Source organism: Paenibacillus sp. YN15 (genome assembly GCF_003285005.1).
In the GTDB taxonomy this organism is placed as follows: Bacteria; Bacillota; Bacilli; order Paenibacillales; family NBRC-103111; genus Paenibacillus_AR.
Genome location: NZ_QMFA01000039.1, coordinates 24,879 through 50,346 on the forward strand (window position 1 = coordinate 24,879; position 25,468 = coordinate 50,346).

The 25,468-nt window shown below is 53.8% G+C and carries 15 protein-coding genes, 1 pseudogene and 2 CRISPR repeat arrays; of the genes and pseudogenes, 12 read left to right on the top strand and 4 right to left on the bottom strand.

What is annotated here, in order from left to right; all coding sequences use genetic code 11:
* Nucleotides 1-365: 365 nt before the first annotated feature.
* The 6 genes from pflB (at nt 366) to DQG13_RS24100 (ending at nt 9,209) form a co-directional block, all read left to right on the top strand.
* Nucleotides 366-2,594, top strand: coding sequence for a formate C-acetyltransferase (gene pflB / locus DQG13_RS24075; protein ID WP_397334016.1), 2,229 nt, complete (start codon nt 366-368; stop codon nt 2,592-2,594).
* A gap of 295 nt (nt 2,595-2,889) precedes the next feature.
* Entirely contained in the window at nt 2,890-3,138 is a 249-nt protein-coding gene (locus DQG13_RS24080) for a (2Fe-2S) ferredoxin domain-containing protein (RefSeq protein WP_220094440.1), read from the top strand.
* 2 nt (nt 3,139-3,140) lie between these two features.
* Entirely contained in the window at nt 3,141-4,835 is a 1,695-nt protein-coding gene (locus DQG13_RS24085) for a [Fe-Fe] hydrogenase large subunit C-terminal domain-containing protein (RefSeq protein ID WP_113022723.1), read from the top strand.
* Nucleotides 4,836-4,839: 4 nt separating this feature from the next.
* On the top strand, nt 4,840-6,012 hold the full coding sequence (locus DQG13_RS24090; RefSeq protein WP_220094441.1) for a SpoIIE family protein phosphatase: 1,173 nt from the start codon (nt 4,840-4,842) through the stop codon (nt 6,010-6,012).
* A 109-nt stretch (nt 6,013-6,121) separates the two neighbouring features.
* Entirely contained in the window at nt 6,122-7,147 is a 1,026-nt protein-coding gene (locus tag DQG13_RS24095) for a TRM11 family SAM-dependent methyltransferase (RefSeq protein ID WP_258525836.1), read from the top strand.
* Between the two features lie 166 nt (nt 7,148-7,313).
* Entirely contained in the window at nt 7,314-9,209 is a 1,896-nt protein-coding gene (locus DQG13_RS24100) for a PrkA family serine protein kinase (protein ID WP_113022724.1), read from the top strand.
* Between the two features lie 77 nt (nt 9,210-9,286).
* Here the strand turns inward: DQG13_RS24100 and DQG13_RS24105 are convergent, their stop codons facing one another.
* Complete coding sequence (locus DQG13_RS24105; protein ID WP_113022725.1) at nt 9,287-9,619, bottom strand: helix-turn-helix domain-containing protein; 333 nt, start codon at nt 9,617-9,619, stop codon at nt 9,287-9,289.
* A 169-nt stretch (nt 9,620-9,788) separates the two neighbouring features.
* Between DQG13_RS24105 and DQG13_RS24110 the strand changes: the two genes are divergently transcribed.
* Both DQG13_RS24110 and DQG13_RS24115 read left to right on the top strand, forming a co-directional pair.
* A complete protein-coding gene (locus DQG13_RS24110; RefSeq protein WP_113022726.1) occupies nt 9,789-10,055 on the top strand; it encodes a hypothetical protein in 267 nt (88 codons plus the stop codon).
* A 56-nt stretch (nt 10,056-10,111) separates the two neighbouring features.
* A complete protein-coding gene (locus DQG13_RS24115) occupies nt 10,112-12,082 on the top strand; it encodes a methyl-accepting chemotaxis protein (RefSeq protein WP_181592964.1) in 1,971 nt (656 codons plus the stop codon).
* Between the two features lie 797 nt (nt 12,083-12,879).
* Here the strand turns inward: DQG13_RS24115 and DQG13_RS24120 are convergent.
* Together DQG13_RS24120 and DQG13_RS24125 are read right to left on the bottom strand one after the other, a co-directional pair.
* Nucleotides 12,880-14,091 (bottom strand): DUF4097 family beta strand repeat-containing protein, encoded by a 1,212-nt coding sequence (locus DQG13_RS24120; RefSeq protein WP_181592965.1) that lies wholly within the window; start codon nt 14,089-14,091, stop codon nt 12,880-12,882.
* Entirely contained in the window at nt 14,088-14,420 is a 333-nt protein-coding gene (locus DQG13_RS24125; protein ID WP_113022729.1) for a PadR family transcriptional regulator, read from the bottom strand. Before DQG13_RS24125 ends, DQG13_RS24120 begins: the two co-directional genes overlap by 4 nt.
* Nucleotides 14,421-14,632: 212 nt before the next feature.
* Between DQG13_RS24125 and DQG13_RS24130 the strand changes: the two genes are divergently transcribed.
* From DQG13_RS24130 to DQG13_RS24145, 4 genes and pseudogenes are all read left to right on the top strand, one after another.
* Nucleotides 14,633-15,280, top strand: coding sequence for an SGNH/GDSL hydrolase family protein (locus DQG13_RS24130; protein ID WP_113022756.1), 648 nt, complete (start codon nt 14,633-14,635; stop codon nt 15,278-15,280).
* 687 nt (nt 15,281-15,967) lie between these two features.
* Nucleotides 15,968-19,018: a CRISPR direct-repeat array (repeat unit 33 nt; unit sequence GTCGCACTCCGTATGGAGTGCGTGGATTGAAAT).
* 331 nt (nt 19,019-19,349) lie between these two features.
* A pseudogene (locus DQG13_RS24135) lies at nt 19,350-20,231 on the top strand (suppressor of fused domain protein); the annotation flags it as partial.
* Nucleotides 20,232-20,355: 124 nt separating this feature from the next.
* Nucleotides 20,356-21,093, top strand: coding sequence for a tRNA(His) guanylyltransferase Thg1 family protein (locus DQG13_RS24140; RefSeq protein ID WP_113022731.1), 738 nt, complete (start codon nt 20,356-20,358; stop codon nt 21,091-21,093).
* A 1-nt stretch (nt 21,094) separates the two neighbouring features.
* Entirely contained in the window at nt 21,095-21,538 is a 444-nt protein-coding gene (locus tag DQG13_RS24145) for an ATP-binding protein (protein WP_113022732.1), read from the top strand.
* Between the two features lie 539 nt (nt 21,539-22,077).
* Nucleotides 22,078-23,920: direct repeats of the CRISPR family, unit length 33 nt; unit sequence GTCGCACTTCGTATGGAGTGCGTGGATTGAAAT.
* Between the two features lie 196 nt (nt 23,921-24,116).
* On the opposite strand, the gene DQG13_RS24150 is transcribed toward DQG13_RS24145, so the two are convergent.
* A complete protein-coding gene (locus DQG13_RS24150) occupies nt 24,117-25,091 on the bottom strand; it encodes an aldo/keto reductase family protein (RefSeq protein WP_113022733.1) in 975 nt (324 codons plus the stop codon).
* Nucleotides 25,092-25,468: the final 377 nt, after the last annotated feature.

The following is a 25,468-nucleotide window of genomic DNA, read 5'->3' on the forward strand; positions in this document are numbered from 1 at the left end:
GCCCCGCCAGCATCCGAAGCATACGCCCAGTCCCATCCGAATCCTCCCGCAGGAGCTATGCCGCCAAAAAAATGTTTCAACGGTCTGTTATACCATTCTTAATTGTCTGTTTTCTTGAGAATGAATCGACAAATTTTTGTAACAGTTCGTTCACAAACCTGGCCTCAAATTGTGAAAAGGGTGTAACATTATCCAATGAAAGCCTTATTATTCGGGATTTATTGGGATTTTACCCCTGTTTTCATTCACAAACGTGTCACCATTCTGTCTCTTTTCCTTTTGGCGAAATAGGTGTATGATTTGAATATAGTAATTGCTGTTATATAAATTAATTAAATCTGTTTTATTCGGAGGGAATGAAGATCATGAAACAATGGGAAGGATTCCAAGGCGGCGCATGGGAAAAGGAAATTAACGTCAGGGACTTCATTCAGCAAAACATCACTGTGTATACCGGCGACGATGCATTTCTTGCACCAGCTACGGAAGCAACCAACCAATTGTGGAAGCAAGTCATGGAACTCTCCAAGCTGGAGCGGGACAATGGCGGCGTTGTGGATATGGACACTGAAGTGGTTTCCACTATCACCTCCCACGGCCCCGGCTACCTGAACAAGGATCTGGAGACCGTAGTCGGCGTGCAAACCGACAAGCCCTTCAAGCGCTCCCTGCAGCCCTTCGGCGGCATTCGTATGGCAGAGCAGGCTTGTGAATCCTACGGCTACAAAGTAAGCGAAGAAATTACCCGGATTTTCACCGAAATCCGTAAAACCCATAACCAAGGCGTATTCGATGCCTACACCGACGAAATGAAGCTGGCCCGTAAGGCCGCCATCGTCACCGGTCTTCCCGACGCTTACGGCCGCGGCCGGATCATCGGCGACTACCGCCGCGTTGCCCTTTACGGCATCGACCACCTCATCGCCGAGAAGAAGAAGGACTTGGCCAACACCGGCCTGCGCACCATGAGCGATGATGTGATCCGTCTGCGCGAAGAGCTGAACGAGCAAATCCGCGCCCTGAACGAGCTGAAGAAGCTGGGCAAGGCCTACGGCTTCGACCTGTCCCAACCGGCGCAAACCGCGAAGGAAGCTTTCCAATGGCTGTACCTGGGCTACCTGGCCGCCATCAAGGAGCAAAACGGCGCTGCCATGAGCCTGGGCCGCACCTCCACCTTCCTGGACATCTATGTAGAACGCGATCTGAAGGCAGGCGTCATCAACGAGCAGCAAGCCCAAGAGCTGGTTGACCACTTCGTCATGAAGCTGCGTCTGGTCAAGTTTGCCCGGACTCCGGAATACAACGAGCTGTTCAGCGGCGACCCCACCTGGGTAACCGAGTCCATCGGCGGCGTTGGCTTGGACGGCCGTCCGCTGGTCACCAAGAACTCCTTCCGGTTCCTGCATACTCTTGACAACCTGGGCCCGTCCCCGGAGCCGAATCTGACAGTGCTCTGGTCCACCCATCTGCCGGAAGCCTTCAAGGACTACTGTGCCAAGATGTCCATCAAGACCAGTGCCATCCAATATGAGTCCGATGATCTGATGCGCAATGAGTTCGGCGACGACTATGCTATCGCCTGCTGCGTATCCGCTATGCGCGTCGGCAAGCAAATGCAATTCTTCGGCGCCCGCGCCAACCTGGCCAAGGCTCTCCTGTACGCCATCAACGGCGGCGTGGACGAGAAGCTGAAGATCCAAGTAGGCCCGAGCTTCGCTCCCATCACCTCCGAGTACCTGGATTTCGACGAAGTGATGAAGAAGTACGACGCCATGATGGAATGGCTGGCTGAGCTGTACATCAACACCCTGAACTGCATCCACTACATGCATGACAAATACAGCTACGAGCGCATCGAAATGGCGCTGCACGACACTCATATCCTGCGCACCATGGCCACCGGCATCGCCGGCCTGTCCGTAGCAGCCGACTCCCTGTCCGCCATCAAGTACGGCAAGGTCAAGACCATCCGCGACGAAAATGGCCTGGTTGTAGACTTCGCCACCGAAGGCGAGTTCCCGAAATACGGCAACAACGACGACCGTGTGGACCAACTGGCTGTTCAACTGGTCGAGTCCTTCATGACCAAGCTGCGCAAGCACAAGACCTACCGGAATTCCGTCCACTCCATGTCCATCCTGACCATCACCTCCAACGTGGTGTATGGCAAGAAGACCGGCAACACCCCGGACGGACGCCGCGCCGGCGAGCCGTTTGCACCTGGCGCCAACCCGATGCACGGCCGCGACGAGAAGGGCGCATTGGCTTCCCTGTCCTCCGTCTCCAAGATTCCGTATCAATACTCGGTAGATGGCATCTCCAACACCTTCTCCATCGTGCCTCATGCGCTGGGCAAGGACGACAAGAGCCAAATCAAGAACCTGGTCGCCATCCTGGACGGTTATGCCTCCAAGCACGGCCACCACTTGAACATCAACGTGTTCAACCGCGAGACTTTGATGGACGCCATGGAGCATCCGGAGAAGTACCCGCAGCTGACCATCCGGGTATCCGGCTATGCCGTTAACTTCATTAAGCTGACCCGCGAGCAGCAGCAAGATGTCATCCACCGGACCTTCCACGCTACCATGTAATAAGGAAGTCTGGCTTCGGGCCTTCCGGGGTTTGTGCCTAACCCAAGCCCCGGAGTCCGTTTGAACACCGCTATGCTCTATAAGGAGAGAAGCCTGCACATATGCAGGCTTTTGCCTGTTTTTATGTTTACGGATTACGTTTACGGTCATACCCGCGGCTAGCCGGACAAACAGGGATAGGCCGGAGCGGATGGAGAAGCCTCGGATTTGGAGTGGACCGCCATGCAAATTCGAGGTCTTTATTCCGCAATTCATGTGACTATTTTCACAAGAGCAGAGAAAAGGAAGATGCCGGTTGACAAAGCAAATATCCGTTTGTATCGGGAGCTCCTGTCATCTGAAAGGGGCGTACCGCCTGATTGAGGAGCTGCGCCAGCTGATCGCCAGCCGCGGGCTGCTGGAGGAAGTGGAATTGAAAGCGAACTTTTGCGCGGGCCGCTGCCAGCATGCCGTTTCCGTGCAGGTGGACGGCAATCCCTGTATCCAGGTCAATGAGGAAGGCATCGGGCAATTCCTGAAGGAAGTGCTGGAGGAGAGAGGATAACCATGGGACTGCTTCATTTCCAGGCCGCCAATTGCAAAAATTGCTACCGGTGCATCCGCACCTGCCCCGTTAAAGCCATTGAATTCAAAGACAACCAGGCCCGCATTGTGGCTGAGGATTGTATTTTTTGCTGCAGATGTATGAAGGAATGCCCCCAGAACGCCAAAACCGTGGAGTCCGATGCAGGCAAGGTGCTGCGGATGCTCCAGTCCGGCGCCAATGTCATCGTCAGTTTGGCGCCTTCCTTTGCCGGGTTTACCCCGGACCCTCACGGATATATCCGCCGTTTGTACCGGGCCGGTTTCTCCCAGGTGCGGGAAACAGCGGAGGCCGCGGAGGAAGTCTCCCGCTGCTATGAGGAGGAGTTCCGCCGCAAGGGGCGGCTTATCACCACCGCTTGCCCCGTGGTTGTGGAATATATTGAGAAGTACAGCCCCCAGTGGACGCCGTATCTGGCCGAGACGGATTCGCCCTTAATGGCCCATGCCAAGTGGATCAAGGAGCGTTATCCCGATGCCAAGGTAGTATTCGTAGGGCCCTGCTATGCCAAAAAAATGGAGGCCAACCAGCAGCCTGGTTATGTGGATGCAATGCTGACCTTCGATGAAGTGGAATGGCTTCCTCTGCTGACCGCAGAGGAGGAGGTTTCTGCGGCGGCGGCTGCAGCAGCGGCCGTACCCGCCGATGTGCCGTCTCCATTAATGGAAGCCCGGCTGTACCCCATTGACGGCGGAGTAGTGGAGACCACCTTCAAAACCGGCAGCGAGCAGCCGGCTTCCACCCGCCTGCGGGCAGTGTCCGGCATCGAAAACTGCCGCAAGCTTTTGTCCTCCCTGAAGGAGCTGCCGGAGGGTTATTTCCTGGAAATGAACGCCTGCGAAGGAGGCTGCATCAACGGTCCCGCCGCGGGAGATCATATTCATCCTCTGCTGAAGCAGGACCGGATTCTCGCCTACCGGCAGCATCCGGCTCCCCAAGGATCGGCTCTGCCCATGGAGAAAAAGGACATGATCCGCCGCTCCTTCCGCGACCGCAGCAAGGCTCCTGTGCGGTACTCCAAGGAGGAAATTCGGGATATTCTGTTGAAGCTGGGCAAGGAACGGCGGGAGGATGAGCTGAACTGCGGCGCCTGCGGCTATGACACCTGCAAGGACAAGGCGGAGGCGGTGCTGGCCGGCAAGGCTGAGCTGTACATGTGTATGCCCTATGCCCAAACCCGGGCGGAGTCCTTTGCCCATGTCCTGCTGGAGAAGACACCCAACGCGGTGATAGCGGTGACTGAGCAGCATTTGATCAAGGAAGTGAACGCCGCTGTCGGCGTATTTTTTCACACGGATTCGCAGCAGCTATTGGGCCTGCCGCTGGAATATCTGATTCCCGCCGAGGAAATTACTCTGTCTCCCGGTGAGCACGCGCGCAAGAAGCTGTATTTTCCCGAGCTGCGCAAAACCGCCATTGTGTCTGCCGCCTACGTGCCGGAGCAGCAGCTGTATCTGGTGATTCTCCATGACCTGACCGAGCAGGAGCAGGAACAGGAGAAGCTGCGGGCGTTGAAGCAGGAAACGGTAGAAATGGCCCAGCGGGTCATTGAGAATCAGATGCGGGTGGCCCAGGAAATTGCCGGGCTGCTGGGCGAGACCACAGCGGAAACCAAGGTGACCCTGACCAAAATGAAGCGGCTTCTGCTGGAGGAGTGAGACCATGGCGATGATGGAGCATCGGCTGTTTGCGGATGTGGGCGCCAGCAGCCTGAACAAGGCCGGGGAGGAGCTGTGCGGGGACAAGGTGCATATTACCCGGACCCCGGATTCGGCGGTGATTGTGCTGGCGGATGGTTTGGGCAGCGGAGTGAAGGCCAATATTCTGGCCACCCTGACCTCGAAAATCGCCGGGGATATGCTCCGGATGGGGATGGATATCGAGGATGTGGTGGATACCCTGACCCAGACTCTGCCCGTATGCAAGGTCCGAGGGGTGGCCTATTCCACCTTCACCATCTTTCAGGTGTTCGCCGACGGGCGGGCGTATCTGGTGGAATACGACAACCCCTCCACCTTCTTCTACCGCCAGGGCAAGCTGGAGGAGCTGTATTATCTGGAGCGGACGGTGAACGGCAAGATCATTAAGGAGTCCCGCTTCCGCGTCACCGAGGAGGATACGGTGGTGCTGGTCAGCGATGGCGCGGTTCATGCCGGAGTGGGGCAGATTCTGAATCTGGGCTGGCAGTGGAGCCATATCGCCGAGCATCTGGGCAAAATTGTGCGGGAGACAGCCTCCACCCGGGCGGTGGCCCGGCAGCTGGCGGAGGCCTGCGAAGCCCTGTACTGCGGCAAACCCGGGGATGACACCACGGCGGTGGCGGTGCGCTTTCGGATGGCCAGCCCTGTGACGCTGTTGGTGGGACCGCCCAACAATCCCGAGCTGGACAGCCGGATTGTGCGGGAATGGTTCGACCGCCCCGGCAAAAAGGTGGTCTGCGGAGGCACCTCCGCCACCATCGCCTCCCGGGAGCTGGGCGTGGAGCTGGAGGTGGACTGGTCCTCCGCCACCGACCCGGATATCCCTCCGGCGGGGAAGCTTGCGGGAGTGGATCTGGTGACGGAAGGGGTGCTGACCCTGCGCAAGGTGCTGGAGCATCTCCAGGCCTACCGGGCGGGGGGCACCCTGGACCGCAAAAACAACGGCGCCTCCCGGCTGGCCCGATTGCTGCTGCGGGAGGCCACAGAGATTCATTTTATTGTCGGCACAGCCATTAATCCGGCGCATCAGAACCCTAATTTTCCCCAGGACTTGAATATCAAGCTGCGGATTGTCAACGATATGATCCGTACCCTGCGGGAATTGGACAAACCTACCTCCATCACTCTATACTAAGATGCCGGGGCAGGGCGGATGCCTTGCTCCGCGTGACGGCTCCGCTAGGCCGTGTTTGCAAACACGCCCTAGGACCGTTGCGGGAGAATGATGCAGTGAGGTTAATAAGTTGAGCGCAGATAGGGATATGAACATGAATGGCGTTGCCGATATGGATTTGCCGCAGTATCTGTATACCTTTGCATGCAGGGAAGAGGAGCTGGAGCTGTGCCGGATGGAGCAGCGCGCTCTATTCGGCAGGGAAGCCTGCCCGGGAGGCTGGCTGGCCTCTTCCCGTTTGCTTGAGCCGGGCCGGAGCCCCTTTATCCGGCAGCGGCTTTTTGTGCGCAAGCGGGCCTCCTCCCTGGAGGAGCTGGTTGCCTGTGCGGAGGGCTGGAGCATGGAGGGGAGGACCTTCAAGCTTCGCTACGTGCCAACGGCGGAGAACGGCTTCGATTACGGCGCGTGCAGGCAGATTGAGCGCAAGGTGGGAGCGGTGATCCGCGGCAAGGCGGAAATGCGGCAGCCGGAGACGGTACTGGGGGTCACCGATACCGACGGTGGCGGCTGGCTCCTGGGGGAGCTGGCGGATAATCCGGCGGTATGGCTGGCCCATCAGAACAAGCCGCAGAGCTACTCCACCGCCCTCAGCACCCGGGTGGCCCGGCCGCTGGTGAACATTGCCCTGCCTTGGCCGGATCGGGAGCTGGCCGGCAAAACCCTGCTGGACCCCTGCTGCGGAATGGGCACGGTGCTGATTGAGGCTTTGTCCATGGGCGCAACGGCCTCGGGCTCCGACGTGAACCCGCTGGCTGTCCAGGGGGCCAGGGTCAATCTGGCTTATTTCGGGTATTCCGATGTGGTGAAATTATGTGACATTGCCCATGCCGAAGGCGCATATGATGCAGTGATTGCCGATTTGCCCTACAATCTGTGCTCCAAAAGCCCCCGGGACGAGCAATTGGCCATTCTCCGCCATGCGGCAGGCCTGTCGGGCAGGATTGTGCTGGTCACCACGGAGGCGGAAGAGCTGGATGAACTGGTGGCCGCAGCGTGTCTTCTGGTGGAGGACAGCTGCCGGATTCCCAAGGGAAAGCTGGTCCGCCGGGTTCTGCTTTGCCGCCTGTCCCACACGCCCCAGCCCAAAATTTCATAAAATTCGGTAAACTCTCCTCCCCGGTCTGCATATTTATTTATTACATTCCATTTGGGGGATTGTCTTGGATTGACTGCCGGGAGACAGATTGTTCATGTCAGCTAACCTTCAACGAAATGTCAGGATGCTGCCAAGAGATGCATGAGTGATCGGGAGGAGGGTTACCATGAGTATTTTCAAGAAAATTTCGGATTACCGGGCGGAAAACGAGCGCCTGGCGTGGAAAGGGACCTTTGCAGAGTATTACGAACTGGTGAGGAAAAACCCGAAGCTGGCCATGACAGCCCATTCCAGGGTATTCCACATGATCGCCTCCAAGGGCACCGAAGAGCGGAACGGCCAGATTCGCTACAAGTTTTTTGACAATGATATCTTCGGGCTTGACCGGGCTCTGGAGAAGCTGGTGGAGGAATATTTCCATTCTTCTGCCAGACGTCTGGATGTCCGCAAACGGATTCTGCTTCTGATGGGGCCCGTCAGCGGCGGCAAGTCCACATTGGTCACCATGCTCAAAAAAGGGCTGGAGGAATACTCCCGCACCGACGACGGCGCTGTTTATGCCATTTCCGGCTGCCCCATGCACGAGGACCCGCTGCATCTGATCCCGAGCGAGCTGCGGGCGGATGCGGAGAAGGAATTGGGCGTCAAGATTGAGGGCAATCTCTGCCCCTCCTGCCAGATGCGGCTGAAAACCGAATACGGCGGACGCATCGAGGATGTAATGGTGGAGCGGGTATTTATTTCCGAGGTGGACCGGGTGGGCATCGGCACCTTCAGTCCCTCCGACCCCAAATCCCAGGATATTGCCGACCTGACAGGCAGCATCGATTTTTCTACCATAACCGAATACGGCTCTGAATCCGACCCCCGCGCGTACCGTTTTGACGGTGAATTGAACAAGGCCAACCGGGGGCTCATGGAGTTTCAGGAAATGCTCAAGTGCGACGAGAAATTCCTCTGGAACCTGCTCTCCCTGACGCAGGAGGGCAATTTCAAGGCGGGGCGCTTCGCCCTGATCAGTGCGGATGAGCTGATTGTGGCCCATACCAATGAATCGGAATACAAGAGCTTTATCGCCAACAAAAAGAATGAAGCGCTGCAGTCGCGGATGATCGTGATGCAGATTCCTTATAATCTGAAGGTCTCCGAGGAAGAAAAAATCTACGCCAAGCTGATCCGCCAGTCGGACATGAACCATGTCCATATCGCCCCCCACGCCTTGCGCGCCGCCGCGATCTTCTCCATCCTGACCCGGCTGAAGGAAACCAAGAAGCAGGGGATGGACCTGGTGAAGAAGATGCGGATGTACGACGGCGAATCCATTGAGGGCTACAAGGAAGCGGATCTGAAGGAGATGCAGAACGAGTATGCCGAAGAGGGCATGACGGGCATTGACCCCCGCTATGTCATCAACCGGATTTCCAGCGCCTTGATCCGCAAGGATGTGCAGTGCATCAACGCCCTTGATGTGCTGCGGGCCCTGAAGGACGGCCTGGACCAGCATCCTTCCATTACCAAGGAGGAGCGGGAGCGGTATCTCAACTTCATCTCCGTAGCCCGCAAGGAATACGACGAGCTGGCGAAGAAGGAGATTCAGAAGGCCTTCGTCTATTCCTTCGAGGAGTCCGCCAAGACTCTGTTCAACAACTATCTGGATAATATTGAAGCCTTCTGCAACTGGCAAAAGATCAAGGACCCTCTTACCGGGGAAAATGTGGACCCGGACGAACGCCTGATGCGCTCCATCGAGGAGCAAATCGGCATCAGCGAAAATGCCAAAAAAGCCTTCCGGGAGGAAATTCTGATCCGCATGTCCTCGTACCAGCGGAAAGGCAAAAAATTCGAATACAACACCCATGAGCGCCTGCGCGAGGCTATCGAGAAAAAGCTGTTCACCGATCTGAAGGATATCGTGAAGATTACCACCTCCTCCAAAACACCGGATGAGCAGCAATTGAAGCGGATCAATGAAGTGACGGCGCGGCTGATTGAGGACAACGGCTATTGCCCCGTATGCGCCAATGAGCTGCTGCGGTATGTGGGAAGCCTGCTGAACCGGTAATAAACAGACGCCCGGCATCAAAGAGAAACGGCAGTGCCTCCTTTCTGGGTCGGAAAGAGGCGCTGCCGTTTTACTATTCATTGGCTTTCATTTTTGGTCATACTGGTTTTCTTGCGGTGCCGGATGGTCTGAATGAATGCATCAGCCAGCTCCCGTTCTTCATCTGTCCAATGATCGGCAGCGGTGTAACGAGCCTTTCCCTCACTGATGTAATGATCTCTGCCCAGAATATAATCAATCGTTACTTCAAAATAATCCGCAATTCGCCGGACCAATTCCAGGGATGGCTCGCGCTGGTCGCGCTCGTACATGCCAATGGCGCTTTCACTCAACTGAAACAGCTTGCCGCATTCCTTCTGTGTGAGCCCCCGCCCCAGGCGCAGGCTGCGAAGTCGTTGACCGAATGTCATGGCATCATCACCTACCGGAATCATAGCATATCATGTGGGCCAAAAAGAGAGTGCAGACAAAATGTGTTGACTATGCACGGAATGTAACGCTATCATGAAGATTGAACTTATAGGGAAAGTTGGCACTTTGGGAAGATTCGGGATAATTCAGGACAATTCGGGGGTACCCATGAACAATAGTTTTTATAAAAGTCCGGACCAATGGCTGGCCGATCAGCGGGACAAGCTTATCCAAGAGGGGGACCTCTACCGGACAGTCGACAACAATTGCATGCTGACCATTCAGGGAGAGGAAAAGGTTCTGGATCTGCTTATGCGGCTGGCCGGGGATGCGGGCAGCTTATTGCTGCTGGAGCAGTGGTATGCCGAGCGGCTGGAGACGGCGGGACCATTTTCCAATATCCATAAAAATAAAGCTTTTCCTATGGAAGGATAATGTAGAATTATGTCGAATTAGTGAAGGAATCTTAAAGTGTTGGAGGAGGTATGCCTGTGTCGGCAATTTTGCGCAACATGAGCTTAAGACTGAAATTGATCCTGTCCTTTGCCGTCATCCTGTCCGTCCCTGGCTTAATCATTGGGTACATCTCCTATGAAACCGCCAAATCCCGGCTGGCCGTTCAGCTGATCCGCAGCGCGGACGAGAATGTGGCCCTGCTGGACCGGGTTATCGAAAGCGAAATTTCCGGGCGTATTAAGGATATAGATTATTTGGCGGGTCTGGTGGATAAGGAGGATTTGCAGGGCAGCGGCCAACAAGCCAGAGCTTATCTGGAGGAATACATAAAGCTCCATCCCGAAATGAACACCATCTTTATCGGAACGCCGGATAAACGGTTTTTGAACGCGCCCAAGGCGGATTTGGGGGCGGATTTTGATCCCACCTCCCGCCCGTGGTACCAGACGGCGGCCAAGGACAGCTCCAAGGTGGCCATTGCTGCCCCATACATATCCAAAACCACAGGCGACTTCGTGATTTCCCTCTCCAAGGTGCTGCGGGACGGCTCGGGCACCATCGGCGCCGAGATCAAGCTGGCCAATCTGGAGGCGATTGCCCAGCAGGTCAGTATCGGGCAGCATGGCTTCGCCGTCCTTCTGGACCAAGAGCGCAAGGCCATTGTTCATTCCGAGTTTGCAGCGGGCGCTGATCTGACGGGCTCCTGGGTGGAGCAGGTATTTGGCGCCGACAGCGGGGAAACGGTGTACGACGACGGCTCCGGCGCCAAGCGCATCCGTTATGCCACCAACGCCCTGACCGGCTGGAAAATCGGCGGCGTCATCGAGGAAGCGGAGGAGTCTGAGCAGGCGGCCCCCATTTTGCAGAAAACGCTTATGGTGCTGGCTGCCGCTTTCCTGGTGTTCGGCGCATTGGCCATGGCCATTATCTGGCTGATTATCAAGCCTGTCCGGGATCTGGGCGCTGTGGCCGCACGAATCAGCGAAGGGGATCTGACCCAACGGGCGGAGGTCCGCGGCAAGGACGAGATCGGCCGGTTGGGAAGCAGCTTCAACGCCATGGCGGACTCCCTCTCCAGCCTGCTGACCCAGGTGCAGGATGTGTCCATGCAGGTGGCCGCTTCCTCCCAGGAGCTGACGGCCAGCGCCGAACAGACCTCCAGGGCCACGGAGCAGATTGCCGGGTCCATCCAGGAGGTGGCGGAGGGCGCATCCCGCCAGGTGGAGCATGTGGAGCAAGGCGCCGGGTCCATCCGGCTTATGGATCAGGGGATCGGCCGGATCGCTGAAGGGTCAGAGGCCGTTTCCCAATCCGCCGGAGAAGCCTCCCTGCATTCCAATGAAGGGTTGGCCGTTATGGAGGAAGCCATCCGCCAGATGAAGCGGGTGGAGCAGGAGGTCAGCACCTTGAATCAGGTGATGGGCCAACTGGACGAGCGTTCCGCGGCCATCGGCGAAATCGCCGCCGTTATGACGGATATTGCCCAGCAAACCAATATTTTATCCATCAACGCTTCGATTGAAGCGGCCCGCGCCGGAGAGCATGGCCGGGGCTTCGCCGTGGTGGCCCAGGAAGTGAAGAAGCTGGCGGAGCAGTCCCGCAGGTCTGCGGAGGAGATCGCCGTGAGAATCGGAACGGTCCGCAGGGATACGGACACTGCCGTTCAGGCTACCGTCATTGTGGTGGAGGGGGTGGGCCGCGGCTCCGAGTCCATCCGCCATGCCGGCGAGCTGTTCGACACCATCCGGAGCATGTTGGAGCAGGTAGCGGAGCAGTCCGATGCCATGAACCAGACGGTGGGCATGATTGCTGAGGAGTCGGCCAATGCGGTGGAGGCCATGGCGCAAATCTCCGAAACCACTGCGGCCACGGCGGACAATACCCATGACGTATCCTCCGCGACGCAGGAGCAGCTGGCGTCCATGGAGGAAATTGCTTCCTCCTCCAACGCGCTGTCCCGGCTTGCCGAGGATATGCAGCAGCTGATGAGCCGCTTCAAAATGTAACGGAATTAGCCCGGAATGCCAACTGTTGTGTGGTTGGCGTCCGGGCTTTTTTTGGCATATCGCAAAGATCGCAAAGTGATAATTCCAAAATGTCCAAACGAGGAGAACAAGCGGCTCGGTAAGCTTCGGTAAGCTTCTGTAGTCGTCCAAACGGACACAGAATCCGTTATTTGGCAGAAAAATGCTGGTTTTTCATCTGAGCGGACACAGGATTCGTTATGTGCCGGAAAAGGGGCGGTTTGGGAGGGTGGTAGAGGAAATAGCGTATCGTGAGTCCGCAAAATCATCAAAAGTCTGCATTTTGGGAAAATAACGGCTTTTGTGTCCGGATAAGCGGACCTTCATAACGAAGTGCAGCCGTAAGGCGTGCTATACGCCGGAATGGCAATTTTAGCCGGGTTGAGGGAAGCGCCATCCGGGATCATGGGCGGTAGGGTCAACTAATCAGGCGGAACCTGTGCCAAAGGCTGCCGGTCATACAGGAGAGTGGGCTGGTCAGCCAATTCGGCCCCTGAAGTGAAATAGCGGAAGGTGATTTTCCGCTATTTATCATTAGCTGCTCCGAATGGAGGGATAACGGAAGAAGAGCTTCCGCTATCCCTCCATTTTCCTCCGGTTATGCAGAGGGGTGGCGGGAATAGGGGAAAACAGGCTTCCGCTATCCTCTCTATAACCGCCGCCCGCCGCAAATAGCGGAACTACGCAGGGCTCTATTTGCAGACTCCCCCGGTGAATCCCTTTGCAAGAACAAACGGAGGCTCGGAGATAGCGGACCTTGGCGCGCGCTTTTGCATCGGTCAGTTGACAGGCCCCACATGCAGCGGGCCGGAGATGCTGGTCAGGGTCAGGCTCCGTTTGCTTTCTCCGGTGGTGCCGGAGCATTGCCGCTTCAGCTTGCCGGTTGCGGCTCCTTCGTAGCCGCAGCTGACGGAGCCGGTGATGGAGCTGAGCTCATAGGCGAAGGGAAGCTTGGCATCCGCAGTCAGATTGACATTGCCGGATATGGTATTGACGGAGCCGGAGCTTTCCCAGGAGGCGCCGGTAATCTGCACATTCCCGGAGACAGATTCCACGCCGAAATCTCCGCTTAAGCCGCCTACGCTGATTTTTCCGGACACATTGGCCAGATTATGGCTTTTGCCCTTCAAGCCTGCCAGATCGATGTTTCCCGAAACCGAGGTTCCGCTAAAATAACTAACCTGGAGAGAGGGACCCTTGACTGAACCGGATACCGTGGCTACCTCCAGATCCTCCATCGGGGCCTCCGGCAGCCGGATGCGGAGTGTGGTGCTCCTGCCCTGGGGCATCTGCTGCTTCTTGGCTTCCGTCGGTTTGACGAAAACCCGGAACGTATCCCCGCTGCTATCCGCCCCAAACTCGTAATAATCCGTCCAGTCCTCGCCCTCCCGGACGGCAATTTGGCCATCCAGCAGTGCCTGGGGTTTGGCATCCTTGGCCGTTTCGATTATCACCTGCGTGTCCACCGTCTCGATCCGCACGGAACGGATTTCACCTGTTGCCTTCCGTTCCTCCTGTATGGTTACCGTTCCGCCGGGTTTTTTGGCTTCCGGACTGGCGCCGGCCGCATAGGCTTTTAGCGCTTCATTCAACTGCGCAACCGTATCGACAAGGCTGGGGCTGGGACTTGGGCTGGCAGCGGGCGAAGGGGAGCTGCTTGACGGGACTGCCCGGATATCCACCAATGCCCAAACCAGGGCGAGAAACAAAAGGGCGCAAATGGCCGGGATGGCCATTTTTCGCCAACGGGGGTAGGACTTTGCTGTTGCTGAAGGTGCTTCCGGCAGTGTGGCCCGGGAACGGTAATCCGCCAGAATGTCCGCTGCCAATGCTTCGGGGGCTCCGAGAGAGTCCGCAATCTCCTCCGATGTTTTCCCCTCGGCTTGCGCCAGCCGGAAGTGCTCCCGGTAGTCCTGCAGAATCTCCTCGCGCTCCTCCTGCGGAATGTCCTGCAGAAGCTGCTCCAATTTTACTAAATACGGGTTGCTCACGAGCGGTCCTCTCCTTTGAAAAATGACTCCATAATCCGGTTCACACCGTTGGAAAAACTGACCCATTCGCTTACCAATTCATCCCTGTAAGCCTTGCCCTGCTCCGTCAGCCGGTAATACTTGCGCGGAGGACCCTCGTTGGATTCCTTCAGGTACGTGGAGAAGTACCCCTCCTGGGTCAGACGCCGGAGCAGGGGATAAATAGTCCCCTCCGAGATTTGAATATTGTCCGAAATCATATTGACCAGCTCATAGCCGTAATAATCCTTTTGCCCGGCCATCACCAGCACGCACAGCTCGAGAACGCCTTTTTTAAACTGCGTATTCATGTGATGCCCCACCATCTCCTAATATTTGCCTGAGTCTATTATATAAAAAGGTATCGTGTATTGCAAGGTACTGTGCAAACAATAAATGCAAAGGCTTGTCCGTTTTCCGACAATCCTTCTTTGGAGGGTCGCCGAATGGGGACGGCGGGTTTATAATGGACAGGAACGTTTTTATCCAACATATATATTTTGGGAAAAGAGGGAACCAAGGCATGCTTATCGGCAAAGGAAGCAAGCTGTTGATGATCGGGGATTCGGTTACGGATGCGGAACGCAAACGCCCGGTGGGAGAAGGCCGGGGAGAGGATATCGGCAAAAGCTATGTAGCGATTGTAAACGCTCTCTTGAACAGCGCCTGCCCGCAGGAGCAAATCCGGGTGGTCAATATGGGGGTTTCGGGAAATACGTCCCGCGATCTGCTGCAACGGTTTCAGACGGATGTGCTGGATTTGAACCCGGACTGGCTGACCATCATGATCGGCATCAACGACATCTGGCGGCAATTCGACGCGCCCCTCCGCCCGGAGGTCCACGTGTATCCGGAGGAGTATGAGGCCAACCTGAACAAGATGATGGAGCTGGTCAAAGGCAAGGTCAAACAAACCGTGCTCATGAGCCCCGTCTTCATGGAGCGGAACCGCCAGGATGACATGCGGGCCACGCTGGATACCTACATCGCCATCATGAAAAAAACCGCTGCGCGTCATAACGCCTTGTTCATCGACGTGCAGTCCGCCTATGAGCAGGTGCTGGAGCATATGCACCCCATGAACATTGCCTGGGACCGGGTACACCCCAATATGACCGGGCACATGATCATCGCCCGCTCCTTCCTCAAGGCCGTAGGCTTCGAGTGGTAGGTTCGGACCGGATAACCGTTGTCATTGTAGGAGCAGGGCACCGCAGCCTGCTGTATGCTTCCTGCAGCTGTACCAGGCCGCAACCGAATATGGACGGACGGTAATGGTCTGTCATGTCCTGCGGTATGCTCCGTTCTACCATGCCATCTCATCCGGCATCCCGATCCGCGTAAAGGGCATGAGTACACGGAAAAACGGATCGAGGTTCCGGTTACCAGCGACAGCCACGGCGGAGGAGACTTATTGCTTGTCGCCGATTTTGTGAGTGTGCTGCGGGGACAAGAGCCGTCCATTTCCTCCACTTCTCGGGAAAAGTCGCTTTACGGGCATCAGATCGGCTTTGCTGGCGAGCAATCGCGTTTGGAAGGCAGAACCATCCAAATCGGCGGTATATAAAAAAGCGACGGGCCGCCGACCGCGGCAGCCATGATGATAGCCGCTGCGGTCGGCGTTCTACTTCGTATGGGAAGGCATGAATGAATTTCAACATTCAAGGAATGACAGCTGGTGCGAATGCCAAGCTCCCATAAAAACCCCGGCTCCTTCGCACCTCAGATATTGTCGAATTTAAACGAAAAAGATTAACGCTCAAAAATGTCAATATCTATGCTATACTTTTTTTATATGCGCTACAGATATCCTCGCGCAAGCTATCTTGATTTTGGATTGATCGTAGCTGTTTTTGCTGTCGCACTCCGTATGGAGTGCGTGGATTGAAATCCTTGAATTTGTATACATTTTCGTGTTATTATTGTCGCACTCCGTATGGAGTGCGTGGATTGAAATTGACCGGCCAAGGTAACAGAACACTCTCTGATGGTCGCACTCCGTATGGAGTGCGTGGATTGAAATAGCTCTATGGATTCCTGCATCGGGACATAGGTGGTCGCACTCCGTATGGAGTGCGTGGATTGAAATTTCGGGGGTTGGTCTGATGACGCGGCGTAAGATCGTCGCACTCCGTATGGAGTGCGTGGATTGAAATGGGTTGGACGATGATCCCAGCACTGGGAGCCGTGTCGCACTCCGTATGGAGTGCGTGGATTGAAATAGCTTTTCAAAAGCCGAATGGAGTCCAACGGAAGTCGCACTCCGTATGGAGTGCGTGGATTGAAATTTCGCTTTTCTATTGTTTCTTGGATTCTTACATGTCGCACTCCGTATGGAGTGCGTGGATTGAAATCGGCGCGGCGAATTCCTAGCGCTGGAATGGACGGGTCGCACTCCGTATGGAGTGCGTGGATTGAAATAGTATGAACAGCGTTATCAAAAAGGCAAGGGTCGTCGCACTCCGTATGGAGTGCGTGGATTGAAATTTGCTGAAGAACTGGGTCATTTTGAAACAAGCAAGTCGCACTCCGTATGGAGTGCGTGGATTGAAATCCGCGAAGACAGCAAGGCCGTCATAAGCTTCAGCGTCGCACTCCGTATGGAGTGCGTGGATTGAAATTTGGCCTGTCCCCGGGTCAACTATCACCCCTCCTGGTCGCACTCCGTATGGAGTGCGTGGATTGAAATCGATCCCTTGAAACTCTGGTATACTTCACTTTTGTCGCACTCCGTATGGAGTGCGTGGATTGAAATGAACGTAGGAAATCGCACCGGCGTTGCAGAGCGCGTGTCGCACTCCGTATGGAGTGCGTGGATTGAAATGAGTACGCGGTAACGTTTGTGATTAAGCCCAACGGTCGCACTCCGTATGGAGTGCGTGGATTGAAATCGTAGTTAATCGACGTAAACGGAATCTGACCGCCTGTCGCACTCCGTATGGAGTGCGTGGATTGAAATCTCCCGGCGGGCATCGAAATAAGCGAGAGCGTCGTCGCACTCCGTATGGAGTGCGTGGATTGAAATGTATTCTCACGGATAAATTCGGTTGCTGACGGATGTCGCACTCCGTATGGAGTGCGTGGATTGAAATAATACCGCTCATCCATTGGTCACCTCCAAAGCCAGTCGCACTCCGTATGGAGTGCGTGGATTGAAATACTCAGGTGATCCAGACAAAATCCGCCGATGGAGTCGCACTCCGTATGGAGTGCGTGGATTGAAATATACTGGAGCATCTTTTCTGCATTCATGCCAGCGTCGCACTCCGTATGGAGTGCGTGGATTGAAATAGGGCCATGTGCCGCTCATTGATCCGTTCGTGAGTCGCACTCCGTATGGAGTGCGTGGATTGAAATAGGGTTGGCATGCACATTTCCAATGACTACCCCATGTCGCACTCCGTATGGAGTGCGTGGATTGAAATCGGTGATGTTGGCATTCGTTGCCGTGAGCACGCGTCGCACTCCGTATGGAGTGCGTGGATTGAAATCCGGAGCATCCCAGTATGCTGCACAATAAAAAATAGTCGCACTCCGTATGGAGTGCGTGGATTGAAATTATAGCTTTGACGACGCATCGCACGTCCTTACGCGTCGCACTCCGTATGGAGTGCGTGGATTGAAATGATTAAGCCGGCTGTAATGTGACCCAGGTCTGCGTCGCACTCCGTATGGAGTGCGTGGATTGAAATCTGCCTGACGAATTAGTTCATTAATCAACAAACAGTCGCACTCCGTATGGAGTGCGTGGATTGAAATTACGACGTTCACCATTTCCTCAAGGAGGATCGCTTGTCGCACTCCGTATGGAGTGCGTGGATTGAAATTGTGAATGCCATAGCCAGAATCATTTTGAGTTAGTGGTCGCACTCCGTATGGAGTGCGTGGATTGAAATTCCTTGATGTAGTCCCGAATGTAGAAATGAAGCTGTCGCACTCCGTATGGAGTGCGTGGATTGAAATGTATGGTGAGGACTGCCACCATAAATATAGCTACAGGTCGCACTCCGTATGGAGTGCGTGGATTGAAATATCTACCTTGCTTAAGAAATATCGCGCAACGGCAAGTCGCACTCCGTATGGAGTGCGTGGATTGAAATTATGCAATAGTGTCATCAGCCCCGGAAACGGTGGCGTCGCACTCCGTATGGAGTGCGTGGATTGAAATTTAGCCCCGACCTTGTGGTATTCGTGAAAAATAAGTCGCACTCCGTATGGAGTGCGTGGATTGAAATACGATATCGATATACTTGATTTGATTGGCCGTGTTGTCGCACTCCGTATGGAGTGCGTGGATTGAAATGTATTTTATGCAATAGTGTCATGGCACCTTTAGCGGTCGCACTCCGTATGGAGTGCGTGGATTGAAATAGCCCGGTCTGGAGCGCCAACGACTGATCACTCGCGTCGCACTCCGTATGGAGTGCGTGGATTGAAATACCAGGAAGGAGGTGAACATACATATGGCTGATAGTCGCACTCCGTATGGAGTGCGTGGATTGAAATTTTTGACGATGCCAGCAAGGTGCTGACGCTCCGGTCGCACTCCGTATGGAGTGCGTGGATTGAAATCCTGGGACGGATGAGGACAGCTACGGCAAAACGCGTCGCACTCCGTATGGAGTGCGTGGATTGAAATCTTAGCGTAAACTTTACCGCCGTGGATTACGTACGGTCGCACTCCGTATGGGGTGCGTGGATTGAAATTGGTACAGCTGACGATGCAGCTGCTTTTAGAGGCGTCGCACTCCGTATGGAGTGCGTGGATTGAAATAGCGGAGCGATGGCTCCGCCATAGGCTGCTGCACTGTCGCACTCCGTATGGAGTGCGTGGATTGAAATATCCTGCTCGGACGGCCCGCCACGATCAAAGCCTGTCGCACTTCGTATGAAGTGCGTGGCTTGAAATGTGCTTATTTGCAAAAGATATAGGATTTTCTGACCGGCCTCCTTTGAGGCCTTAAGGATGACAGGGTTGTTGCGGCTGCCGAAGCAGCCCGAGTATTTCGCTCCGCGCGTGATGTTCGTGATCAATCAGCTCATTGGCGCTTAATTTGTGCATTGGGTCCCTCCTTTTTGCATCTGCGGCCCCTGCCGGTCTGTTGCGGGTTTAGTGTATCATGTAACAAAGCGGCATGTACTGGTTAACAAGCGGGAATTGGGAGGGAACAAAATGAGCGAGAAAGAAGTAGAAGCAGCCGGCTGGGGCGCAATTGAGGAACAGATGAAGAGACTGTTTTGTCACCTTCGGGTTCTCGGAGTTGTATGAGAAGGAATCCGAAGACCCGAATTACAGCGGTTACGGATTCGAGTTGACCTTCCGGCTGGTCCGTTCTGCCGAAGAACAGGAGCCTCCGGCTTGGGCAATGAGCCTGCTGCAGAATATGGCCAGATATGTGTTCTCCAGCGGCAATGTTTTTGCTTCCGGACATTATCTGGATGCTAACGGCCCTATCTGCCTGGGAGCAGATACCAAGCTGACTGCGTTGGCTTTTACGGATGAACCTGAGCTTCCGGTCATTGATACACCGAATGGGCGGGTGGAGTTTTTGCAGATGGTGGGGATCACGGGCGATGAGCTGGAAGCCATGATGTCCTGGAATACAAACGCGTTTCTGAAGGCCTGCCACGAAGTGCTTCCCGGGTATATCACCGATCTTTCGCGGGATTCGCTGCTTCGCCATTCCGGCATAACCGAAGCGTTGAAGCAGGGAATTGGGCGTGACGGGTCCAATACGGGCTTCTTTTTTGTGGACCAATTGGATTGGGAGCCTGCCAAAAACCGTCTGCTAAGCAAGGCGCCCGCTGTCCTGACCATGGGGGCAAAGCAAGCCGGGACGGTGGCCAAGCTTCTGCGAGGCCGTCTTTTGAAGGATAAGGAGCTGACCCTGACCAGCCAGAATCTGCAGGTTGTACTGGGGGCGGCGCGGGATACCGGTTACAAGGAAGGCGAGAAATATGTCCGCATCGGTCTGAGTGAGGCTGCTGTCCAGGAGCTGTCGGTCATGCTCCGCCCGGTGGAGGGAGAGTTCAAGCTTTCCACTTTCAAAGGACTGATGGTGCGGGTGAGGAAGACGTATATTAAGGACCAAGAGGGCAATGTGGTGGACACCATTGGCTGACCGGCGCTGACGGCAGCGGTGGCAGAGCGACTATTTATTCCCGGTTTGTAATAACTCCCGATAGAGGAGGGAATCCCAGGAGATATGCCGAAAACGTAGAAAAACTATTATCTCCGGAGGTCTTATGCAAAAAGATGACTTTGGAAATCGGATGAAGGGGTACGAAGACGCATACCGGATAGGCTTGCCCCGCAGAATGCCTGTGATTATCAGGATAGATGGTACACATTTCCACACTTTTACCCGCGGGATGGCCAAGCCTTTTGATGAAGGCTTGATCCACGCCTTTTGGGAAACCTGCAAGTATCTGGCTCAGAATATAATGGGCTGCAAGCTTGTATACCATCAGAGTGATGAAATCTCGCTGCTCTTGACCAATTACGATAAGCTGACAACCCAATCATGGTTTGAAAATAATCTGCAAAAAATGGTGTCCGTGTCGGCATCGATGGCAACGGCCAAGTTTAATGAAGTGATTCACACCTCATATCCCCACAAACCGTTAGCTCATTTTGACAGCAGGGCCTGGATTGTACCACACGACGAGGTTGCAAACTATTTTCTATGGAGGCAGCAGGATGCCACCAAAAACAGCATATCCATGCTGGCGCAGGCGCATTTTACCCAGAAGGAATTGCAGGGCTTATCAGGCAAACAACTGCAGGACAAGCTGTTTGTGGAGAAAGAGATGAATTGGAATGACCTGCCTGTCTGGCAAAAACGCGGTGTATGTATTACCCGGCAGCCTTATCTGAAGGGGGAAACCGTGAGAAGCAAGTGGGAAGTGGACCACGAAACGCCTGTATTCTCCCAGGACCGCAGCTATATTAACCAATATGTGTATTTGGAAAAGGAAGATTAAAGTGGAATGCGTTATTTTTATTGGAATTCAGGCATCAGGCAAATCAACGTTTTATAAGGAACGTTTTTTTGCGACTCATGTACGGATTAATCTCGATATGCTGAAAACACGGCACAGAGAGAATGCGTATGTTATGACCTCGATTCAAACGCGGCAGTCTTTTGTCGTAGACAATACCAACCCCACGAAGGAAGAACGCGCCAAATACATAGAAGCTGCAAAAGCCGCGGGATTCCGGATCATTGGCTATTATTTTGAACCGGACTTTCACACCTCGGTGGGGCGTAATGAGCAGCGGACTGGAAGCGGCAAGGTTCCGCCAGTCGCCATTAAAAGCACTATAAGCAGGATGCAACAGCCGGAGCCAGAAGAAGGTTTCGATGAATTGTATGTGGTCCGGTCAGGGCAGGGGGAATTTGTCGTTGAGCGTCTGGTGCAGGAGTAGCTTACGGGCGCGAATGTGAAGCTCCCATAAGAATCTGCGGAATGTATGAGTTATTAACATACAAGAATTGAATTATCTTTATCGATGAATCATATCTATTTTTGCTGCCGCACGCATGGAGTGCATGGTTTGAAATCCAGTATTACGGAGAGAGCCGCGGCGGATGCGGGCATTAAAATGCAATACAGGAACGAATATTGATTTGACAGAATCTAAACCTATGAGTAACGGGTACCAACGTCGTCTGGAAAATGTACTGGGGAGGACTTCCGCAGTTCTTAGGGAGGGTCTTTTTTCCGGGTTAAAATCTGGCCCCAGGAATTCATAATGGATTTCAAAATTCAAAAGAATGGCGACTGGTGCGAATGTCAAGCTCCCATAAAAACTCCGGCTCTTTCGCACCTCAAATGTTGTCGAATTAAAACGAAAAAGATTAGCCCTCAAAAATGTCAATATCTATGCTATACTTTCTTTATATACACCACAGACATCTTCGCGCTATCTATCTTGATTTTGGATTGATTGCACCTTTTTTTACAGTCGCACTTCGTATGGAGTGCGTGGATTGAAATCCCACCCTGCTGCTGTTGTTCGGTGCCTCGTTTGGTCGCACTTCGTATGGAGTGCGTGGATTGAAATTTGGCTTCGGCGGCCGGATCATCGACAAAGGAGAGTCGCACTTCGTATGGAGTGCGTGGATTGAAATCTCAAGCTCTTGTACCCCAACGGCATCCGTCCTGGTCGCACTTCGTATGGAGTGCGTGGATTGAAATCAGTTCCACCGGTTGGTATACCACCAGTTCCGCCGTCGCACTTCGTATGGAGTGCGTGGATTGAAATCAGTTCCACCGGTTGGTATACCACCAGTTCCGCCGTCGCACTTCGTATGGAGTGCGTGGATTGAAATGCCAAGAGCTGCTGCCCATTCGGAGCCGATGGATGGTCGCACTTCGTATGGAGTGCGTGGATTGAAATAGCACCGTGGCCGCGTACTTATCCGCCCCCTCACGTCGCACTTCGTATGGAGTGCGTGGATTGAAATAGCACCGTGGCCGCGTACTTATCCGCCCCCTCACGTCGCACTTCGTATGGAGTGCGTGGATTGAAATAGCTTAAACACCTACGGGAGATCGAACGTAACGGGGTCGCACTTCGTATGGAGTGCGTGGATTGAAATCTGATCCATAGGCAACGCCGCGTCACTCGGTATCGTCGCACTTCGTATGGAGTGCGTGGATTGAAATACTTTCAGATAGCCGCCGTTGAATTTGTCGTTTGTCGCACTTCGTATGGAGTGCGTGGATTGAAATTTTCAAATTCTCCGGAGAAAAATTTGTCTCCTTATGTCGCACTTCGTATGGAGTGCGTGGATTGAAATATTTGAACCTCGGCCTGCTTTTCATCGAAGTCTTGTCGCACTTCGTATGGAGTGCGTGGATTGAAATCCCACTACCACAGGAACCAGTTGCAGCATCCATGGTCGCACTTCGTATGGAGTGCGTGGATTGAAATCCCACTACCACAGGAACCAGTTGCAGCATCCATGGTCGCACTTCGTATGGAGTGCGTGGATTGAAATTTTCTAGCCCAGGCGCGTGCGCGGGGTAGATCGTAGTCGCACTTCGTATGGAGTGCGTGGATTGAAATAAAACCTGATCGCACAATTAGCGATTGTTGGTATGGTCGCACTTCGTATGGAGTGCGTGGATTGAAATAATGTAATAATTGCATATCCACATTCCTTTTTTAAGTCGCACTTCGTATGGAGTGCGTGGATTGAAATAGCTCCTCAACGGATGCAGCAGCCGCCTTTGTGGTCGCACTTCGTATGGAGTGCGTGGATTGAAATTGTTACTTGCGGGAGGGATAGTCATGAGCGTAGTCGTCGCACTTCGTATGGAGTGCGTGGATTGAAATGGTATCATCGTGCGCCACATGATATTTTGTTTCGTCGCACTTCGTATGGAGTGCGTGGATTGAAATAATCAAAAACCGGTCCCCCGCCAGGATGGTCCGGTCGCACTTCGTATGAAGTGCGTGGATTGAAATTCTTGGATTTTTTCAGTGATATATTGAATCATGGTCGCACTTCGTATGAAGTGCGTGGATTGAAATTGAATCCGGAAAAAAGGGTGGGACTGGATTAGAAGTCGCACTTCGTATGAAGTGCGTGGATTGAAATTTCATAATCGTTAGCGCTTGGGCTAACTCCTTGGTCGCACTTCGTATGAAGTGCGTGGATTGAAATATCGATGGATGGAAGAGGAGAATGGTCAATGGGAGTCGCACTTCGTATGGAGTGCGTGGATTGAAATATAAAACTGGCATATCCAGTAGTCTGGCACACGGGTCGCACTTCGTAAGGGGTGCGTGGATTGAAATATCAATTCCGATAAATGAGGAGATCGGCAGCCTAGTCGCACTTCGTATCGCCCTTCCCGTAGTGGTTATGTGTAACTTCCATTCCACAAGATGGGGCGATTTTTTGTGCCTATTTTTAGCGTTCAGTAAAAACGGGGCATCCGGCGGTCAGTTCTCACTGACTTTCTGGATAGCCCCTTTTTGTTCTACGCATATGTCATCGCATAGGTGCAAAGTCTTTCACTTGCGATAAAATATTGTCGATATGCTCCAAGGTGTCGGAAGAGAGCTCAACGCCAACTGCTTTAACATTCTCTTCAATTTGTGCTGGCTTTGTTGCACCGATCAAAGCGGAGCTAACCCCCTGTTGCCGAAGCACCCACGCAAGCGCGAGTTGAGACAACGAAAGCCCAAGTTCCTTGGCTACATTCTCAAGCTGTTGAACAACCTGCAGCACCTCATCACGAAAATAACTCTTGATTACGCCATTAATCGACTCGTTTGCGCCTCTGCTATCCGCGGGTCTCGGTTGGCCGGGTTTATATTTTCCTGTCAGTATGCCTTGTGCCAGCGGAGAGAACACGATTTGTCCAACCCCCTCACGAATGCTCAAGGGCATCACCTCTTGTTCGATGTAGCGCTCAAACATATTGTAAATCGGTTGGTTAGAGATAAGCGGGTTTAACTTCAATCTACGGGATATATCGACGGCATCGGCAATTTGCACCGGACTCCATTCACTAACTGCAGCGTAGAGGATTTTTCCTTGGCGCACCAAATCGTCCAGAGTCCGCAGCGTCTCTTCCAAGGGGGTTTCATTGTCGTAACGATGGCAGAAATAAATGTCGATATAATCGACTCCCAGCCTTTTTAAGCTTGCATTGCACTGCTCCATAATATGTTTGCGTGAAAGCCCCCGGTCGTTAGGTCCCTTATCCATGGGAAAATACACCTTGGTTGAAAGTACATAGGCGGATCTTTCATAATGCTTCAACACAGCGCCCAAAGCTTTCTCACCTTCGCCCCGGCCATATGCGTTTGAAGTATCAAAGAAATTAATGCCATTGTCGAATGCCGTACGAATGCAAGCTTCCGCAGCTTCTTTCTCCGTCGCTGTTCCATAAGTCAGCCAGCTTCCGAGTCCAATTTCACTTACCTTTAATCCACTTGAGCCTACTCGTCTATATTTCATTTTCATTCATCCTCCTTATCCGTTCAAGGAGATTATAGTAAATCCAAACTAATTTGGAAAGTACGCAAAACTTGCTTAGTTAGTTACTTTTAAGTAAGCAATCCAGTGCACGTCCTATTGCGACAGATCAGGATCACCCCATAAAAATTGTTATTACGCCTTCTTGCCATTCATAGTCATCTGGGTTAAGGACAAAATGAGGTCAGCAATAACACGAGGGTCTTCCTCGTCATTGGATTCCAGCCATTGGTTAATAACCCAGGATCAATGAAAGGGAAGGGGCGGTTCTGGCCGCCTATCCGCTCCGTTCCAAGAAAAATGAAGGACATCGCCGCCCATGTCTGCGTCCATTCCAGTTACTTGTCCGGCCTGTTCTA

Coding starts and splice junctions, on each gene's coding strand:
- pflB (WP_397334016.1), top strand. CDS start 366: ATGAAACAATGGGAAGGATTCCAAGGCGGCGCATGGGAAAAGGAAATT.
- DQG13_RS24085 (WP_113022723.1), top strand. CDS start 3,141: ATGGGACTGCTTCATTTCCAGGCCGCCAATTGCAAAAATTGCTACCGG.
- DQG13_RS24090 (WP_220094441.1), top strand. CDS start 4,840: ATGGCGATGATGGAGCATCGGCTGTTTGCGGATGTGGGCGCCAGCAGC.
- DQG13_RS24100 (WP_113022724.1), top strand. CDS start 7,314: ATGAGTATTTTCAAGAAAATTTCGGATTACCGGGCGGAAAACGAGCGC.
- DQG13_RS24105 (WP_113022725.1), bottom strand. CDS start 9,619: ATGACATTCGGTCAACGACTTCGCAGCCTGCGCCTGGGGCGGGGGCTC.
- DQG13_RS24110 (WP_113022726.1), top strand. CDS start 9,789: ATGAACAATAGTTTTTATAAAAGTCCGGACCAATGGCTGGCCGATCAG.
- DQG13_RS24125 (WP_113022729.1), bottom strand. CDS start 14,420: ATGAATACGCAGTTTAAAAAAGGCGTTCTCGAGCTGTGCGTGCTGGTG.
- DQG13_RS24130 (WP_113022756.1), top strand. CDS start 14,633: ATGCTTATCGGCAAAGGAAGCAAGCTGTTGATGATCGGGGATTCGGTT.
- DQG13_RS24140 (WP_113022731.1), top strand. CDS start 20,356: ATGCAAAAAGATGACTTTGGAAATCGGATGAAGGGGTACGAAGACGCA.
- DQG13_RS24150 (WP_113022733.1), bottom strand. CDS start 25,091: ATGAAATATAGACGAGTAGGCTCAAGTGGATTAAAGGTAAGTGAAATT.